This window comes from Ruegeria sp. AWH4_226 (assembly GCF_056159225.1).
In genome coordinates, this window is the sequence record NZ_JBSWUU010000001.1 from 1,375,109 (window position 1) to 1,391,276 (window position 16,168).

17 protein-coding genes are annotated in these 16,168 nt (G+C 55.0%); 10 read left to right on the forward strand and 7 right to left on the reverse strand.

Features of this window, described 5'->3' with window-relative positions; genetic code table 11:
• Window positions 1-24: 24 nt before the first annotated feature.
• Window positions 25-609: a YceI family protein gene (locus tag ACXAET_RS06680; RefSeq protein ID WP_475182975.1), complete on the reverse strand. Its 585-nt coding sequence runs from the start codon at window positions 607-609 to the stop codon at window positions 25-27.
• A 127-nt stretch (window positions 610-736) separates the two neighbouring features.
• Entirely contained in the window at window positions 737-1,255 is a 519-nt protein-coding gene (locus tag ACXAET_RS06685; protein WP_475182979.1) for a hypothetical protein, read from the reverse strand.
• A gap of 285 nt (window positions 1,256-1,540) precedes the next feature.
• Between ACXAET_RS06685 and rpsF the strand changes: the two genes are divergently transcribed.
• The 6 genes from rpsF to ACXAET_RS06715 all read left to right on the forward strand — a co-directional run bounded on the left by rpsF (window position 1,541) and on the right by ACXAET_RS06715 (window position 5,301).
• On the forward strand, window positions 1,541-1,894 hold the full coding sequence (rpsF, locus tag ACXAET_RS06690; RefSeq protein ID WP_170349078.1) for a 30S ribosomal protein S6: 354 nt from the start codon (window positions 1,541-1,543) through the stop codon (window positions 1,892-1,894).
• 27 nt (window positions 1,895-1,921) lie between these two features.
• Window positions 1,922-2,149: a 30S ribosomal protein S18 gene (gene rpsR, locus ACXAET_RS06695; RefSeq protein WP_005608650.1), complete on the forward strand. Its 228-nt coding sequence runs from the start codon at window positions 1,922-1,924 to the stop codon at window positions 2,147-2,149.
• 12 nt (window positions 2,150-2,161) lie between these two features.
• Complete coding sequence (gene rplI / locus ACXAET_RS06700; RefSeq protein WP_475182985.1) at window positions 2,162-2,785, forward strand: 50S ribosomal protein L9; 624 nt, start codon at window positions 2,162-2,164, stop codon at window positions 2,783-2,785.
• 151 nt (window positions 2,786-2,936) lie between these two features.
• A complete protein-coding gene (locus ACXAET_RS06705; RefSeq protein WP_475182988.1) occupies window positions 2,937-3,419 on the forward strand; it encodes a transglycosylase SLT domain-containing protein in 483 nt (160 codons plus the stop codon).
• Window positions 3,420-3,653: 234 nt separating this feature from the next.
• Complete coding sequence (locus ACXAET_RS06710) at window positions 3,654-4,355, forward strand: helix-turn-helix transcriptional regulator (protein ID WP_475182991.1); 702 nt, start codon at window positions 3,654-3,656, stop codon at window positions 4,353-4,355.
• A gap of 97 nt (window positions 4,356-4,452) precedes the next feature.
• Window positions 4,453-5,301: an acyl-homoserine-lactone synthase gene (locus ACXAET_RS06715; RefSeq protein ID WP_475182995.1), complete on the forward strand. Its 849-nt coding sequence runs from the start codon at window positions 4,453-4,455 to the stop codon at window positions 5,299-5,301.
• Between the two features lie 98 nt (window positions 5,302-5,399).
• Here the strand turns inward: ACXAET_RS06715 and tig are convergent, their stop codons facing one another.
• The 3 genes from tig to ACXAET_RS06730 all read right to left on the reverse strand — a co-directional run bounded on the left by tig (window position 5,400) and on the right by ACXAET_RS06730 (window position 9,899).
• Window positions 5,400-6,731, reverse strand: a complete 1,332-nt coding sequence (gene tig, locus ACXAET_RS06720; RefSeq protein WP_475182999.1) for a trigger factor — start codon at window positions 6,729-6,731, stop codon at window positions 5,400-5,402.
• 183 nt (window positions 6,732-6,914) lie between these two features.
• Window positions 6,915-8,039, reverse strand: coding sequence for a porin (locus ACXAET_RS06725; RefSeq protein ID WP_475183004.1), 1,125 nt, complete (start codon window positions 8,037-8,039; stop codon window positions 6,915-6,917).
• A 291-nt stretch (window positions 8,040-8,330) separates the two neighbouring features.
• Window positions 8,331-9,899: an NAD(P)H-hydrate dehydratase gene (locus ACXAET_RS06730; protein ID WP_475183007.1), complete on the reverse strand. Its 1,569-nt coding sequence runs from the start codon at window positions 9,897-9,899 to the stop codon at window positions 8,331-8,333.
• 171 nt (window positions 9,900-10,070) lie between these two features.
• On the opposite strand from ACXAET_RS06730, the gene ACXAET_RS06735 reads away from it, so the two are divergent.
• The gene (locus ACXAET_RS06735) at window positions 10,071-10,409 is read left to right on the forward strand and encodes a P-II family nitrogen regulator (RefSeq protein WP_068331988.1); all 339 of its coding nucleotides are present in this window, start codon (window positions 10,071-10,073) and stop codon (window positions 10,407-10,409) included.
• A gap of 32 nt (window positions 10,410-10,441) precedes the next feature.
• On the forward strand, window positions 10,442-11,848 hold the full coding sequence (gene glnA, locus ACXAET_RS06740; protein ID WP_475183012.1) for a type I glutamate--ammonia ligase: 1,407 nt from the start codon (window positions 10,442-10,444) through the stop codon (window positions 11,846-11,848).
• A 52-nt stretch (window positions 11,849-11,900) separates the two neighbouring features.
• Here glnA and ACXAET_RS06745 read toward each other — a convergent pair whose 3' ends face one another.
• Window positions 11,901-13,262, reverse strand: a complete 1,362-nt coding sequence (locus ACXAET_RS06745) for an MFS transporter (protein WP_475183015.1) — start codon at window positions 13,260-13,262, stop codon at window positions 11,901-11,903.
• Between the two features lie 189 nt (window positions 13,263-13,451).
• Between ACXAET_RS06745 and ACXAET_RS06750 the strand changes: the two genes are divergently transcribed.
• On the forward strand, window positions 13,452-14,249 hold the full coding sequence (locus ACXAET_RS06750) for a lytic murein transglycosylase (RefSeq protein WP_475183017.1): 798 nt from the start codon (window positions 13,452-13,454) through the stop codon (window positions 14,247-14,249).
• A gap of 199 nt (window positions 14,250-14,448) precedes the next feature.
• Window positions 14,449-15,360 (forward strand): hypothetical protein, encoded by a 912-nt coding sequence (locus ACXAET_RS06755; protein WP_475183018.1) that lies wholly within the window; start codon window positions 14,449-14,451, stop codon window positions 15,358-15,360.
• A gap of 35 nt (window positions 15,361-15,395) precedes the next feature.
• On the opposite strand, the gene ACXAET_RS06760 is transcribed toward ACXAET_RS06755, so the two are convergent.
• Window positions 15,396-16,136 (reverse strand): heme-dependent oxidative N-demethylase family protein, encoded by a 741-nt coding sequence (locus tag ACXAET_RS06760; RefSeq protein ID WP_475183021.1) that lies wholly within the window; start codon window positions 16,134-16,136, stop codon window positions 15,396-15,398.
• Between the last annotated feature and the right edge of the window lie 32 nt (window positions 16,137-16,168).

Sequence of the window (16,168 nt, forward strand, 5' to 3'; positions counted from 1 at the left end):
TCTAACAAATTCGGTCAGACGTAATCAGCCATCTGGGGTTTCGGCTTTCTGGGCTTCGACAGAAATCCGAACCTCAACTTCGTCGCCAACAAAAGGTGCAAATTGGCCGAGGTCGAATTCGCTGCGCACCAGCGTCGTGGTCGCATCGAAACCCGCCCAGGGCTTGTTTGCCATCGGATGGTCTGACGCTTGGTTCAGCTTAGCGTCCAGAACGACGGATTTTGTAACGCCGTTCATGGTAAGGTCACCGGTGATGTTTGCAGTGTCCTCGCCAGTGACCTCGATGTCGGTCGATGTGAACGTGATCATATCACCCTCGGACGCGCCAAAGAAATCCTCCGTCATAAAGTGATCTTCGCGCGGTTTCCAACCGGTGATCATCTCAAGCACGGGTATCGAAACGGTGACGCTGGATGCCGCCGGATCTTCTTGATTGAACATGATCTCGCCCTCAAAGCCCGAGAACATGCCATACGTAGTCGAAAACCCAAGGTGGTCGTAACTGAAAACAACCTGACTGTGGCTGGGGTCCAGAACATACTTTTCAGCGCTGGCAAGTGCAGTTGTCGCTGAAACAGCGAGTGCGGCGGCTAGTAGGGTGGGTTTCATAATTCACTCCGCGATTGTGTGGATGCAATCCAAAGGGGATGCTTGAAAACATAAATGTGCTGCCCGAAGGCAGCACATCAAGTGGTATCCGCTCACAATAGCTGTTCCTATATGAACAGAATAAAATTCACGCGAAGATTGTTACACTTCCACTTAATTGACCTTTTAGTGCATGGCTGACATCCGCTGATTGCAGCGGCAGTTTCATCAGCAGACTGCCGTCTACGTCAAAAAGCTCGACTTGGTCTTCGGCAAACCGTGCACCGCCCAGCGTGTCATAGCTTCGGCGAAGGACGGTCTGCGGGCGACCGTTTTCATTCTTTTGCAACACCCGAACCTCGCGTCGGATCGGGTCAAAATACGCATCGGGACGTGCATCCAGCAGTTGAATTGTCATCAGGCTGACCCCGACCAGCAAGAACATCAGTGAGGCAGCCAGCTTGATGGGCCATACCTCGGCCGCCATGACCGAACCTGATACCAGCCACATCGAAAAGGCCATGACGATCAAAATGGCACCCACAATGCGGGCCAAAACCATCCTGACTTTCCAATTTGGCGCGAAAGCGATCAGAACTGGTACCGATTTCTCATAGTTCGCGGAACTCGCGGAGTCCTGGAGTGTATTCGTATTCATCGCGGTCATATCTCTCACCCTGTTTCTCAGGTTGCCGTCTTGGGTCCGGTGTGTCCGGATTATCCTCGGTATGAAAAACAACTTTGAGCCGAAAAGCGTCAGGAATTGGGCAGTGCAAAGGAATTAGCACGACTTCACAAAGGCATCTAAGGCGGGGCTTGCCCCTCACGCTTAAACGTGTATACGGGGCCATCCTTCGCTAAACACATGAATCGCGCAGCCTCTCGTGGCAGGGTCGCGAAGGGTTGAACGGCCCCGCCTATGAAATGCGCCTTGATAGAAACAGGAGTGCACATGCCACTTTATGAGCATGTAATGATCGCGCGTCAGGACCTGTCCAACGCGCAGGCAGAAAGCCTGGTCGAACATTTCGGCACCGTTCTGGCGGACAACGGCGGTAACGTCGTCGAAAGCGAGTACTGGGGCGTTAAGACGATGGCTTACAAGATCAACAAAAACCGCAAGGGCCACTATTCCTTCCTGAAAACCGACGCCCCTGCTGGCGCTGTTCAGGAAATGGAGCGCCTGATGCGCCTGCATGACGACGTTATGCGCGTTCTGACCATCAAGGTCGACGAGCATGCCGAGGGCCCCTCGGTCCAGATGCAGAAGCGCGACGAGCGCGAAGGCCGCCGCGAGCGCCGCTGATCAACGCCTGACGAAAGGACATAAACCATGGCCGCAAAACCATTTTTCCGCCGCCGCAAGGTCTGCCCGTTCTCGGGTGAGAACGCGCCGAAAATCGACTACAAAGACACACGTCTGTTGCAGCGCTACATCTCTGAGCGTGGCAAGATCGTACCTTCCCGCATCACCGCCGTTTCGGCGAAAAAGCAGCGTGAACTGGCCCGTGCTATCAAGCGCGCCCGCTTCCTCGCCCTGCTGCCCTACGCTGTGAAGTAAGGAGAGACTGACATGCAAGTTATCCTTCTGGAACGCGTTGCGAAACTGGGTCAGATGGGCGACGTCGTTGACGTCAAGCCCGGCTTTGCCCGCAACTTCCTGCTGCCACAAGGCAAAGCGCTGAGCGCATCGGACGCCAACATCGCGTCGTTCGAAGCCCAGAAAGCGCAGCTTGAGGCCCGCAACCTTGAAACCAAGAAAGAAGCTGAAGCGCTGGCTGAAAAGCTGGACGGTCAGCAATTCATCGTGATTCGTTCGGCATCGGATGCCGGAGCCCTGTATGGCTCGGTCACCCCGCGTGACGCCGCAGACGCCGCCACCGAAGCGGGCTTCACCGTCGACAAGAAACAGATCGTTTTGATCGCACCGATCAAAGAGCTGGGTCTGCACTCGCTGGCAGTCAAACTGCACCCCGAGGTCGAAGTCGAGATCAAGATGAACGTCGCCCGTTCGCAAGAAGAGGCCGAGCTGCAGGCTTCGGGCAAGTCAATCCAGGAACTGGCAGCTGAAGAAGAGGCAGCCGCAGAATTCGAGATCGCCGAACTGTTCGACGATATTGGGTCCGCGGCTTCGGAAGACGAAGAACTCGTCGCATCCGAAGAAGCCCCGGCTGACGAAGACGAAGCCAAAGCCTAAGCGGGCTTAATCAAGTTTTGAAAGGCCGCATGTTTCGTGCGGCCTTTTTTCTTGCACATGCATAACGAGCAAAATTTAGCCCATTTCTTTCTCTAAGCTTGCGACCAGCCGACCAATCCATATCATCCTCAAGCGTTCATTGGAGATCAAAATGTCAAAACGTACGCGTCGCTTTTGCATGGCTTTATTGCTTATGATCCCCCTCGCCGCCTGCGGTGGAGGCGAAGTTTCCAAGGCAGAGAAAAGTACTTTTGTCCCCCCGCTTCATCCGAATGAAACACCGGAACTTCGGGCCTCAATCAATAAATGGGCGGATCATTACGAATTGCCGCGCGAACTTGTGCACAAACTGGCGATCCGTGAAAGCACCCACCGTCCTTGGGCCGTGAACAAGCCGTATTATGGCCTGCTGCAAATACTACCGGCAACGGCGCGCTCAATGGGGTATTCTGGAAAGGCACAGGGACTTCTGGATGCAGATACAAATCTGAAATTCGCGGGAAAATACCTGCGCGGTGCCTGGATGTTATCGGACGGCGATCAGCAAAGGGCGATATTTCTCTACGCCAAAGGATACTATCCGGAAGCCAAGGCGCGTGGAATGCTTGTCGAAACCGGACTGAGAACTGAGTAGAAACCGACGCACCAAGCGTCGAACCAAAGCTATCCGACGCCGGTTCGCGTCACGATGCATGCAGCCCAGAGCATGTTGTGCCTATTTGAATATTTTGCTCGCCGAAGCTGCGCATTGTGAACGTGTGATATGAACTATTCGCTTGCGTTTAATACCTCGCTTGACGCAACGTAGGTGGAACTAAAAAGGGCAAGGTGCTTTGGGGATAAATAGCACCGAGTAAAGGTTGGACAGGTGAAACTCATAGACTTGGCCGCAATAGATCACAGCGATAAGTCGGCCGCCGACATCATTAATGCTGTCTGTGACGAACTTGGCTTTGACTATGCCTCTTACGCCACCATGAATCCGGTCAAAGGGGATATACAAGGCTATGCCAACTATCCGGACGAATGGAAAATCCACTACGGTAGCCACGGCTTTCACCACTTTGATCCGACGCTTTACAAGTCTGCGCTCAGCATTGCGCCAGTAGATTGGGCCAGGTTCGAGAAAGATAACAAGTTTAATACCGTGTTCCGGGATGCACATGACTTTGGTATCACATCCCGCGGTTTGACTGTTCCTGTTCGGGGTCCCTACGGGGAATGCGGGTTGCTGAATGTCACTCGTGACTGTTCAGATGAGGAATGGGAAAAGCTGAAGAGGCACGTAATGGGCGATCTTCAGTTGGCGGCCGTGCAGGCCCATGACACTGTCATGCAGTCCGGCGTTTTGGCCAAAGCACTGTATCTGCCGGCCCTGTCCACACGCGAAAAAGAGATCCTGCAATGGGTTGCCGAGGGCAAATCCCAGCAGGACATCGGCGATATTTTATCCATTTCCCACCGCACCGTCGAAGTTCACATGCGGTCCGGTCGTGAAAAGCTCGGCGCGTTAACCACGCCTCAAGCCATCGGGCGAGCAATTGGTTTAGGTCTAATCGCGCCCGGGTAGGCAAAAAATCCGAAAAATACGGGATACCCCCAATAGTTTATGGTTACTGTTTGGTTAACCTTAACCCCACGGTAACCAGACTGTAGGGGGATGGAAAATGATCATCGTAATTGATGGTATCAACCAACATATGTTTAGTGATGTCCTGGACGAAATGTTCAAACTTCGAGCACGCGTGTTCGGGGATCGTTTAGGCTGGGAAGTCAACATCGTAGACGGGCGCGAGCGTGACATGTTCGACGACCTGAATCCGGCGCATGTAGTCAGCATCGACGACGAAGGGGAAGTCGTCGGATGTATGCGCCTGTTGCAGACCACGGGTCCACACATGCTTGCGGACGTCTTCAATTCGATCCTTGATGGCGAACCGCCGGTGCGCAGCTCACAGGTTTGGGAAGCAACCCGGTTCTGTGTGGACACTAAGCGCCTGGGGCGTGGGCGCGGCAAGAACTCGGTTTCCTATGTGACAAGTGAAGTCATGATCGGTTCATTCGAATACGCAAAGGCCGCCGGTGTTCTGGACTCGATCGCAGTAATTGATCCCGTGATGAACCGGGTTCTGCAACGTTCTGGCAATGCGCCGTATGACTATCTTGGCACGGCCAAGCCAATGGGCAAGGTGGTTGCAATGGCGGCTTTGATGGATTGCTCTGATGAACGGATTTCCGGAATTCGGGAATATGCCGGCATCGACCATGATGTCTTCCTGACCGACGAACAGGCGCTGGAACGCTTCGGACTCCGCAAAGCCAGAAAACCCGCCAACGTAGATCACCAGCCGCTGACAGAGCTTGAGAGATACTTCGTCGAGCAGATGCATGCAGCGAGAACACAAGACGAAGTCAACGACGTGTTGCGGTTGATAGAATCTCTTTCGGACCGCTTCACGCCAGAGCAAAAGACAGCTCTGCTAAGTACCCCCCGTGCTTTTGTTCATGAGGCCTGACCCCCTCACCTCATAAGTTCAAAAGCCACCCACCGGAGCCGTCTAACTTCAGACGGCTCCGACTTTTTTTGACTGCGCGGAACGCAGGTGAAAGAGGATTATTCCTCTTCCAATGCCTCAACGGCTTTTTGCAGGTCGTCTTTGCCAACTTCTTTATCGGCGACCTGAGCCAGTTCGAAAACGTAGTCAATAACCTTGTCTTCGAAGATCGGTGCGCGCAGTTGCTGCTGCATCTGCGCATTCTGCTGTACGAATTCGAAGAACTGACGCTCTTGACCGGGGTACTGACGTGCCTGGTTCATGATCGCCTGGGTCATCTCGGCATCAGAAACCTCAACCTCGGCTTTCTGGCCCAGTTCGGCCAGAAGCAAGCCCAGACGCACGCGGCGTTCCGCCAGTTTATTGTGCTCGTCAGTCGGCTCAATCTCGCCGTGGTCGTGTCCTTCCACATCGGGGTTTTCCTCGTGGAACAACTGATGTGCGATCTGCTTGGCTTCGGCTTCGACCAGCGACGGCGGCAGGTCAAACGAGACCAGCTCATCCAGCGCGTCCAGCAGGGCGCGCTTCATCACGGCGCGCGACGCACCTGCGTATTCCGCTTCCAGACGCTCGGCAATCTGAGTTTTCAGAGCAGCCAGATCTTCGGCACCAAATTTTGTTGCCAGTTCATCATTGATCTCAGCGGCGACGGGCTCTTTCACCTCTTTGACGGTGCAGGTGAACACTGCGTCTTTACCTGCCAGATGTTCGGCACCGTATTCTTCGGGGAAGGTAACGTTGACGTCTTTTTCTTCTTCAGCCTTCACGCCAACCAATTGTTCTTCAAAGCCCGGAATGAAGCTGTTGGACCCCAGAACCAGCGGATAGTCTTCGGCCGAACCGCCTTCGAACTCTTCGCCGTCCACTTTGCCAACAAAGTCGATCACCACCTGATCGCCGTCTTTCGCCTTGGACCCTTTGCGGCGGGCTGTGAAATCCTGCGCGGTCTCGGCCAGGCTGTTCAGCGCTTCTTCGATGGCGGCATCATCAGCCTTGACGACCAGCTTTTCGAGCTCGACCGATTTCAGGTCAACTTCCGGAATCTCGGGCAGCGCCTCATAGGACATCTCGACATGAACATCGTCGCCTTCTTTCCAGTCTTCATTGGTCATCTTGACCTGCGGCTGCAGCGCAGGACGATCGCCGCTGTCCTCGAAGTGCTTGTTCATTGCGCCATCGATGCTTTCCTGCATCGCTTCGCCCAACAGGCGCTGACCAAATTGCTTTTTCAGCAGCGCCATCGGCACCTTGCCTTTGCGGAAACCCTTCATTTCGACTTCCGGCTGTGCTTCGACCAGTTTCTCGTTGACTTTGTCGTCCAGCTCAGTTGCGGAAACGACAATATTGTAGCCGCGTTTCAGACCTTCGTTCAGCGTCTCGGTAACCTGCATTATGGTAGTCCCCATAGGATTCGGGGCGCGCAAAAGGGCGCGCCGGGCAAATTTGACGCCTTCTATTTGTCCAGCCCCGCACGTGCAAGGGGCAAAGCCTCGATCAGCCTTGTTTTGGCATCGAATTGAACAAAAAAACGCCCCGCATGACAGCGGGGCGCGTTTTCTCGTGGAGTAGCCTTGTCAGAATTTCCAAAGCGCGCCCAGAACCCAGGCTTCGTTCTTATCGAAATCAACCGTGTCGTCGAAATCATGGTTCCGATATTTCAGGTAGGCATCCGTGTTAATGCTATCGATCCGTTGAACCACAGCAATACCCCAGGACTTGGTGCTGGATCCTTCGCTGTCGAAATCCGACCCGTCAAAATAGTCGACGCCCACTCCTGTTTTCCCCCAAGGTATCCAGTCGCCTTCATAGGCCACCTTGGTGTACCAATAGTCTGGATCGCTGGCACCAGCAGCGGTGTTATCTCGCGTGCCAAGTGCGGCCGTAAAGCTCAATCCGTTAGGCAGCAGCACCGAACCAGACGCGATCGTGTCTCTGCGTTCGCCGGAACTGTCGTCGAAATCACGCACCGCGTAGGCTACGCTTGCGGCAAATTCCACGCCGTTTGCAAAGGTGTTGCCGTAAGAAATCGCGATGTCGTAATAGTCATCGTCATCACTGCTGGACAGAATGTTTTGCCCGTAGGCTATCGCGGCAGAAAAGCCGTTGAAATCAGGTGTGTCATAACGGATGCGCCCGCGCCGAGCCCCATCAAAGTTGTCGGCTGAGTCCCCGACAGTGATATCGCTTAGGATACCGTCCGATCCGCGATAGAAAAACGCGCCATTTTCATCGTTGGTGAAGGAATACAAAGCTGTTCCGACATAAGAAAGATCGGTTTCAGCCGCCCCGTCCGAGGCCATGCTGCCCTGACCGGCGGAAAATTTGCCGTACCCACCTTCAAGTGAGAAATCGACATGCCGGATGTCTTCTCGTGACCACCCTTCCGTGTTGGTTCCATCCTGGTTGGCTGTTGCGGTGCTTGGCAGGCCCAAACCGGTTTCAAATCGGAACATAAACTCGTTGCTGCCATAAGGCTGCATCAAGCGCAGACCTACGCGGCTGTTGGACAAGTCATTGTCGAGCAGTCTTGTCTCGGTCTCTTCACCATCGTCAACAGACACAATCACCGGGTCGAATTGCCCATAGAGCAGGACATAGCCACCGCTGTTGTTTTCGTACTTCAGTTCTGCCTTTGCCGGTATGGCGGTTGTCGCGGCCAAAATCGCCACTGATGAAAGCCGTTTTAACTGATTGGTCATTTCGCTTACCTTTACTATCCCTGCTATCGCCAATTTCCGGACACTGATCCCGCCACCGCGCCGGTGGCCTTCTGCAAGAGTTTCCAAGTCATGCGCAACCGTTACTCAGGGTGCATAGTTGAATGAAATTTCAAGTATTTACCGAGAGTTACTCAGTGGACGACAGCCAACTCCCGTGAAATTTTGCCCCCCGGCAGTGCGTAAGGCAAATGCTCGCTCATTCCGTCTGGCAACGCCATCGGCTAAATGCCGCCGAAGACTCAGCGGATCAGCCACATCCCGCTTAGACAATCAAAAATTCAATTTCTTTAGAACCAACGGCAGCTGCTCGGGCAAGTCTTCAGCGATCAATCCCGAACCGAATACGCGCGCGCACTCGACATGCAGCCAAGCCGCAACTTCTGCCGCTTGCAACGGGGGCAACCCTCGCGCCAACAGTCCGGTGACGAAACCCGCCAACACATCGCCAGCCCCAGCCGTCGCCAACCAAGGGGCTGTACGCGCATAGAGCGCCGCATTGATTACACATTGTCCGTCTGGCGCAGCAATTACAGTATCCGGCCCTTTGAAAAGAATGACACAGCCCGCCCGCATCGCGGCTTCCTGCGTAGCGTCTGCCTTGGAAAACGCCGGGCCTTTTTCGGGCACGGCAGTCAATTTTTCGGCAATTTCTGGGAACAAACGCGCGAATTCGCCCGCATGCGGGGTAAGAACACAATTCTCATGCAAATTCGAAAAAAGGACCGAGGGGTCATCAGCAAATGCCGTCAAAGCATCTGCGTCCAACACTGTTGCTCGTTTGGCCTGCAAGGTCGCAGGCACCAAATCACGCGCACGCTCGACCCCCAGTCCGGGACCAAGACACACAGCATTCAGCCGCTCGTCCTGCAACACTTCGGACAGGTGATCCGCGCCCTCAACCCGTTTCAACATGATGGCAGTCACCTGCGAAGCAACTTCCATCTGGGCCGCTGGCGGCACACCCAGTGTCACCAGCCCCGCACCGATACGAAGCGCCCCGCGCGCCGCCAGCCGGGCCGCACCGGTTTTGCCTGCACCACCGCTCAGGATCAGCGCGTGCCCGTATGAGTACTTGTGGGTCTGAGTTGTTTTGCCGACCGACTGCGGGACGCCCTGCGTAAGCTCCAGTATTGGCCCTTCGGCCCTTTCATTCCAAATCTCATCCAGCCCGATCGGCTTTACGACCAGCCGGCCCGACTTTTCGGCCCCACAGTCAAGGTAATGGCCCCGCTTAGCGCTATGAAACGCAACTGTCAGGTCAGCACCCGCGTAAGTTCCAAGCGACTTACCGCTATCCGCACACAGGCCCGAGGGCGTGTCAATTGCAACAACCCTGACCCCTTTTCGCAAAATCAATGCGTCAAGTGACTGCAACACCTGTGCCAGCACTCCCTCAATGCGCCGCACCAAACCGGTTCCAAAAATTGCGTCAATGATCAAATTCGGTTCTGCAATACCGCCAAGCGCATCTTTTGCTGTCAGATCGCCGACAGGCCCCAACTGCCTCCATTTCTCGTAATTCACGCGCGCGTCCGGTGGCAGCTTGTCCGGGTCACCGAATAGTAAAACCTCGACGGTCCATCCCTGCGCCTTCAGCAGACGCGCCACAACAAACCCGTCGCCCCCATTGTCGCCCGGTCCGCACAAGACGACAGCGGCCAAAGAGCCCTTTGTCTTATGTCCCACCTCGTGCTTACCCAGCTCTGGCCATTCCTCCAGAATCGCATCGACAACGCCCTGCCCGGCGCGCTCCATCAACTGCAACCCTGTCACCGCACCAGAGTTAATCGCGGCCCCCTCGATAGCCTTCATTTGCCCGGCCGTCAGTAACACTGTCATTCCAAACTCTCCAAAGCGATTCCATTGCGATTATTTTTTGTGCAAAGCGATCAATATTTCACCCGTCGATGAAATTCCAAGCACATGACCTCGACCATTTTCGCAATCAGATTGCCGACCGATCATAGACGTGATCAGTCCCATTCTGACAAGTGCAAGAGGGAGCCCGGGATGAAGAAGATCGAAGCGATCATCAAACCGTTCAAGCTGGACGAAGTGAAAGAGGCATTGCAAGACGTCGGGGTCCAGGGCCTGAGCGTAATCGAGGTCAAAGGGTTTGGCCGTCAGAAGGGCCACACCGAGCTTTATCGCGGCGCGGAATACGTTGTCGACTTTCTGCCAAAGGTAAAAGTCGAAGTCGTTCTAGACGATGATCAGGTCGACGCGGCCATCGAAGCCATCGTCTCAGCTGCGAAAACCGACAAGATCGGCGACGGCAAGATTTTCGTGACACCCGTTGAGCAAGCCATTCGCATTCGTACCGGCGAAACCGGTTCGGAAGCTCTGTAACCGAACACACCTAAACCAGAGGAATAGTGAGTATGAGCAAGGACGCAGTTCTTCAGCTGATCAAAGAAGAAGACGCCGAATACGTCGATATCCGTTTCACCGACCCGCGCGGCAAGCTTCAGCACGTGACCATTATGGCCGATCAGGTCGACGAGGACTTCCTGGAAGAAGGCTTTATGTTTGACGGATCGTCCATCGCGGGCTGGAAGTCGATTGAAGCATCGGACATGAAACTGATGCCGGACACCGCAAGCGCTTATGTCGATCCGTTTTATGCAGAGAAAACAATCTGCATTCATTGCTCGGTTGTTGAGCCTGACACTGGTGAAGCTTACGAGCGTGACCCCCGCGGAACCGCACAGAAAGCCGAAGCCTACCTGAAGTCGTCTGGTATCGGCGATGCGGCCTTCTTCGGCCCCGAGGCCGAATTCTTCCTGTTTGACGATGTTCGTTTTTCAAACTCTATCAACAAAGTATCCTACGAAGTTGATGCAACTGATGCCTCGTGGAACACCGATACAGATTACGAAATGGGCAACATGGGCCACCGTCCGGGCGTCAAAGGTGGCTACTTCCCTGTAAACCCAATCGATGAAAGCCAGGACCTGCGTTCGGAAATGCTGTCGACCATGAAGCGTCTGGGCATGAAAGTGGACAAGCACCACCACGAGGTTGCGTCCTGTCAGCACGAGCTGGGCCTGATCTTTGACAGCCTGACCAAGCAGGCCGATGAACTGCAAAAGTACAAGTATGTCATCCACAACGTTGCGCATGCATACGGCAAGTCGGCCACTTTCATGCCAAAGCCGATTGCCGGCGACAACGGCACCGGAATGCACGTGAACATGTCGATCTGGAAAGACGGCAAGCCGCTATTTGCGGGCGACAAATACGCCGACCTGTCGGACGAAGCACTGTACTTCATCGGCGGTGTTCTGAAGCACGCGAAGACCCTGAATGCCTTCACCAACCCGTCGACTAACAGCTACAAACGCCTGATCCCGGGCTTCGAAGCACCGGTTCTGCGCGCCTACTCCGCCCGCAACCGTTCGGGTTGTGTTCGTATTCCGTGGACCGAAAGCCCCAAAGCCAAGCGCGTCGAGGCTCGCTTCCCCGATCCGGCGGCGAACCCCTACCTGGCATTTGCCGCACTGCTGATGGCTGGTCTGGACGGCATCAAGAACAAGATCGATCCGGGCGAAGCAATGGACAAGAACCTGTACGATCTGCCTGCCGAGGAACTGGCCGACATCCCGACCGTTTGCGGCTCGCTGCGTGAAGCGCTGGAAGCTCTGGCATCGGATCACGACTTCCTGCTGCAGGGCGACGTGTTCACCAAAGACCAGATCGACGGCTACATCGCGCTGAAGATGGAAGAGGTCGAAACCTACGAGCACACCCCACACCCGGTTGAATACGGTATGTATTACAGCTGCTGATCCGGCCTGTTCAGTACGATACGGGGCGTCCTTCTGGGCGCCCCCTTTTCTTTCAGGCGTTCTCACTCTGGATCGGGGGCGTTTGTTCCAGCGCCAAACAGGCGTAAACGAGGATTACAGCGGATACGCCCGCCGTAACCCAGAATACGGCCGGGAAAGAACCAAGCATGGTGTAAGCCGTGCTACAGATCGCCATTCCAAGCGTCCCGCCCAGTAACTGGCTACTTAGCACGATACCGCCGGCCTGCCCTTGCATCCCCATCGGCACTGACATCATCACCGCGCGTTGCGGGGGTACGAACAGGAACGAAATCGCGGCCCCCGAAAAAAGCAACCCCACGTAGATGAGCACCGTCTGACCGAGTTGCATGCCAAGTGCGACTGCGGCAACACCAATCAAACTCCCCAATACGCCACAAAGGGAAGGCAGCCGCGTACCATAAAGGTCGGCCGCCTTTCCGGCGAAAGTTGCCATCAACACTGGTGGAACGACCGCAGGCAACAAGGCTACCCCGGACATTAAGGGTGAAAACCCGGCAACCATTTGAAAGTACATCGCACCAAACACAAAGGTGGCGATTTTTATGAATTGAGCCAACAGAACAATCATGTTCGAGGCCGCAAACGTCCCGTCCGCGAATAGACGCATCGCAATCAGCGGGGCCGGAACGCGCAGTTCTGCGATTACCAACAGAACCAGCATGGCCAGACCAACCACCAGCGGCCCCCATGCATCCGGCTGGCCCCACCCACGCTCGGGACCTTCCATTATTCCGAACACTGTCAAAGCAAGACCGCCGACCAGCAAAAGCAAACCGGTCCAGTCAAACCCGGCATCATGCTGATGTGGCGGGTCGCGCCAGAAAATCCATGTTACTACGGCCACGATCAAAACGATGGGCGGGTTGATCCAGAAAATCCATCGCCACGACAGATAATCCGTAAGCAATCCGCCGACGACCGGGCCAAGAGCCAGAAAACTCGTGCCAATGGCACCGTAGATACCCAGTGCCATGCCTCGCTGGCCCTGATCGAAGGACATTGACACCAAAACCAGTGAGAGTGGGAAGATCACTGCCGCCCCTATGCCCTGTACAGCGCGCGCCACTACAAGTGCAGTTCCGGTCTCGGACAATCCTGCCGCAAGCGACGAAAATCCGAATATCAACAAGCCCAGAACAACAAGTATCCGAGTACCGACGATATCCCCAAGCCGACCAGCCGCCCCCGCAAGAGCGGCAAGAACCAGCAGGTAGATATTGACGACCCAATGCGCCTCAAGTGCGCTAAGGCCAATTTCTTTTTGGATCGTGGGCAACGCGACCCCAACCACGGTTTCATCCAAAAGAATGACCCCGAGGATTGCGCCCATGGCTCCTAATATCCACCAGCGTCTGTTAGCACCCGCACTCATAGGAATATCTCCCTATACCAAGTGGATCACGCCATAGAACACGCAGAGCAAAAGCTGGGTCAAGCATTCACTGGCTCGTCAGAGGGCGGCAACCGCCGATTTAGCATCTGTCTGCGCATTTTGCTTCTGCACATTCACCGAGGCGGCTATCGTGTGCTAAATTGTCTTTCGAATGAAAGTGAGCAGTTCATGAAACTCATTACCGGCTTCGCGTCAGCGTTGATCATTTCCGCCGCCTCCACCGGATTCGCGGCATCCTGCGGCAACACAAGCGCAGGGTTCGAAGCATGGAAGCAAAGTTTTGCGAAACAAGCCCAAAAGGCCGGTGTAAAGAAAAAGGGGCTTCAGGCTCTTGCGCAGACTCAATACGCCAGCCGCACGATCGCGGCAGATCGGAACCAGAAGAGCTTTAAATACTCGCTGGACAAATTCATGCAAATCCGTGGCGCAGACACCATCGTTGCACAAGGGCGCAAACGCAAAGCCCGCAACCCGGACTTTTACGCGGCGCTTGAAAGACAATACGGCGTCCCTAGCGGCGTTCTCATCGCGATCCACGGAATGGAAACAGGGTTCGGAAACTTTATGGGTGACAGCCAGGTTGTCTCTGCGATCACGACGCTGGCCTATGATTGCCGCCGGTCCGAGTTCTTTATTCCCCATGCCATCGGCGCACTGAAACTGATCGATCAAGGCAGCATTACGACCGCAACCCAAGGTGCCAAGCACGGTGAATTAGGGCATACGCAGTTCCTGCCGGGCAATGCTTTAACCTACGGGGTGGATGCGACCGGCGATGGCCGCGTCGATTTCTACAACATGACGGACGCGCTGGCCTCGACTGCCAACTTTCTGCGTCAAAAGGGTTGGAAACCTGGGCGCGGCTACCAGCCTGGCCAACCGAATTTTTCGGTGATTGAACAGTGGAACGCTGCCACGGTTTATCAGCAATCCATCGCGATTATGGCCGCTCGAATCGATGGCTAAGACGCGCCATGAAGCCGGCCCAACTCTTCCCATTACGGCCACATTTTTGCCACAGACATTAAGTGGTCGCTAAAATGTCTAAGTTTCCAAAGAGTAATCAATCCTAACGATTAGTCATTTTTTTCCATTCTTGCCAAAATCTGCCCCATATCCGTTGGTACCGTAGTTGCTGAAACGGGATGCGACAAAGGAATGCGCGGTGAAACCGAAGCACAGCTATCACGGTGGTCTGCAGTTCAACGGTGATGCCGAAGGCGCAATCGAGCGTTTTGGAAGAATTGTTGCCGCTACGCTGGAAGACTATGGCCACCTGATTGAACGCAAGTCGGTCCTGAGTTCAACCGAGGCCAGCATCGTATCCAGTCAATACCTCGTGGCCCTGACCCTGGACGTTCGGCAGCCTGCAACCGAAGACAGGTTCGAACGTATGGACCGTGCCGCAGGCCTCAAGACGGTGGAAAGACCCATTGCAGTTCTTCCGGAAAACCGTTTGACAATCACCATCACGCCTGTGTCCGCGTTGCTGGATGACAGCGAAATCTCTGAACTCATGCTGGTGGTCATCCTGTACCGGATGGTCGATATCTGCGTGACGCAGCGGATCGAGTGGTTGTCGCCCAACACAGTCTTAACCATCGAACAATTTATGAGCGCTTTTAATACACTGACCCCCTCGAAACCTCGAAAAAGAAAACAGATCTTTGAGGCAGTGACAGGCCCGTTCGCGGGGCTGGACTTTGCGGAAGAAGACTCGGACGAGCCACAAAAAAAGGCGCTGTCACCAGCAGCCCGGCCGATCCAGCTGTCGGATGAGCAATTGCTTAGCATTGCTTTTCGGACAGAACCCATCGAGCAGCCTACTGATGGGAATGAAGACACGCCCCCCCTCAACCACGAGCACCCCAGCGATATCCTGCGACTGTCCAGTTGGGGATTAACCGGGGCCGTGGCCAGCGTGTCCGTTCCAATCGCGGTCTCTCTGGCCGCCGTAAACCTGATCAAAGGCGAAGATTTTCGCCTGAACACGCAGGTTCTAGCCTACACCGTCGCTATCTCTGCTCTCAGCACAAGCGGAGCGATCGCCGGTGTCGCGAACGCGTTGGGCATGTAGCACTAACCTAAAGACCCTCCTAGGAGGCCCCGCCATTAGGCGGGGTTTTCCATTTTGCGCAGGTGGTCCGCCAGAAGCACATAAGTGTGGATCGAAAAGACAACCGCGCGTGTTTGCGGCAAACGCAACAAGGTCTGACGTTCACTTCGCAAGAATCCTGCAGCTTCGGGATCTGTGATGTGCCGCGGCTCGGTTGCGCTGCGGGGTTGGTACAGCTCTGCATCCGCGTACCACAAGGCGTTGAACCGCCACAGCGGTCGCCCTGGCTGTATTCCATCGAACAGGCGTTGCACACGGCGCGCGATGTTCGCGTCATAGCTGGAGACCGGAATGTGAATGTCGACCAATGGGCGCATGAACTTTTCCGACAAGCGCCAACTAGCCGGGAAACACAGGATCGCCCCTGTCAGAACATGTTCGTCCCCACGTTTTTGCAGGATGCAGAAATCCTCTTGCACCAAATGACAGAGCGTCTCCAACGGGCGCGTCCGGTCGATTTCGACAATCTGACCATCAGGGCGCGTCGCATGATCTAGGCAACCCGGATAGGCGTGATCCAAGACCAAGTTCAAAAGCTCTTGCGCTGCAGGTTTCGCGCTGTGGTCAAGCGCCAGAACGTCATCCCGCCGCTCGTCCAACAACGCAGCACGTCTTTGCATCTGGGCAGAAAACGCATCGTCAAAATGCAACCAGTCATCCATGGCAAGCGGCTGGATACCCGGCAAAGGTCGTTGTGACAGCGGATCATAAGGAATTGAGGTCTGAAGGATCGTCATCCCTTTGACCTAACATCTGTTTCCGGGCTTGT

Excerpts from the sequence above, each read along its gene's own strand:
- ACXAET_RS06725 (WP_475183004.1), bottom strand. The coding sequence starts at position 8,039 with ATGACCAATCAGTTAAAACGGCTTTCATCAGTGGCGATTTTGGCCGCG.
- rpsF (WP_170349078.1), top strand. The coding sequence starts at position 1,541 with ATGCCACTTTATGAGCATGTAATGATCGCGCGTCAGGACCTGTCCAAC.
- ACXAET_RS06735 (WP_068331988.1), top strand. The coding sequence starts at position 10,071 with ATGAAGAAGATCGAAGCGATCATCAAACCGTTCAAGCTGGACGAAGTG.
- tig (WP_475182999.1), bottom strand. The coding sequence starts at position 6,731 with ATGCAGGTTACCGAGACGCTGAACGAAGGTCTGAAACGCGGCTACAAT.
- glnA (WP_475183012.1), top strand. The coding sequence starts at position 10,442 with ATGAGCAAGGACGCAGTTCTTCAGCTGATCAAAGAAGAAGACGCCGAA.
- ACXAET_RS06750 (WP_475183017.1), top strand. The coding sequence starts at position 13,452 with ATGAAACTCATTACCGGCTTCGCGTCAGCGTTGATCATTTCCGCCGCC.
- rpsR (WP_005608650.1), top strand. The coding sequence starts at position 1,922 with ATGGCCGCAAAACCATTTTTCCGCCGCCGCAAGGTCTGCCCGTTCTCG.
- ACXAET_RS06730 (WP_475183007.1), bottom strand. The coding sequence starts at position 9,899 with ATGACAGTGTTACTGACGGCCGGGCAAATGAAGGCTATCGAGGGGGCC.
- ACXAET_RS06705 (WP_475182988.1), top strand. The coding sequence starts at position 2,937 with ATGTCAAAACGTACGCGTCGCTTTTGCATGGCTTTATTGCTTATGATC.
- ACXAET_RS06685 (WP_475182979.1), bottom strand. The coding sequence starts at position 1,255 with ATGACCGCGATGAATACGAATACACTCCAGGACTCCGCGAGTTCCGCG.
- ACXAET_RS06760 (WP_475183021.1), bottom strand. The coding sequence starts at position 16,136 with ATGACGATCCTTCAGACCTCAATTCCTTATGATCCGCTGTCACAACGA.
- ACXAET_RS06715 (WP_475182995.1), top strand. The coding sequence starts at position 4,453 with ATGATCATCGTAATTGATGGTATCAACCAACATATGTTTAGTGATGTC.
- rplI (WP_475182985.1), top strand. The coding sequence starts at position 2,162 with ATGCAAGTTATCCTTCTGGAACGCGTTGCGAAACTGGGTCAGATGGGC.
- ACXAET_RS06745 (WP_475183015.1), bottom strand. The coding sequence starts at position 13,262 with ATGAGTGCGGGTGCTAACAGACGCTGGTGGATATTAGGAGCCATGGGC.
- ACXAET_RS06680 (WP_475182975.1), bottom strand. The coding sequence starts at position 609 with ATGAAACCCACCCTACTAGCCGCCGCACTCGCTGTTTCAGCGACAACT.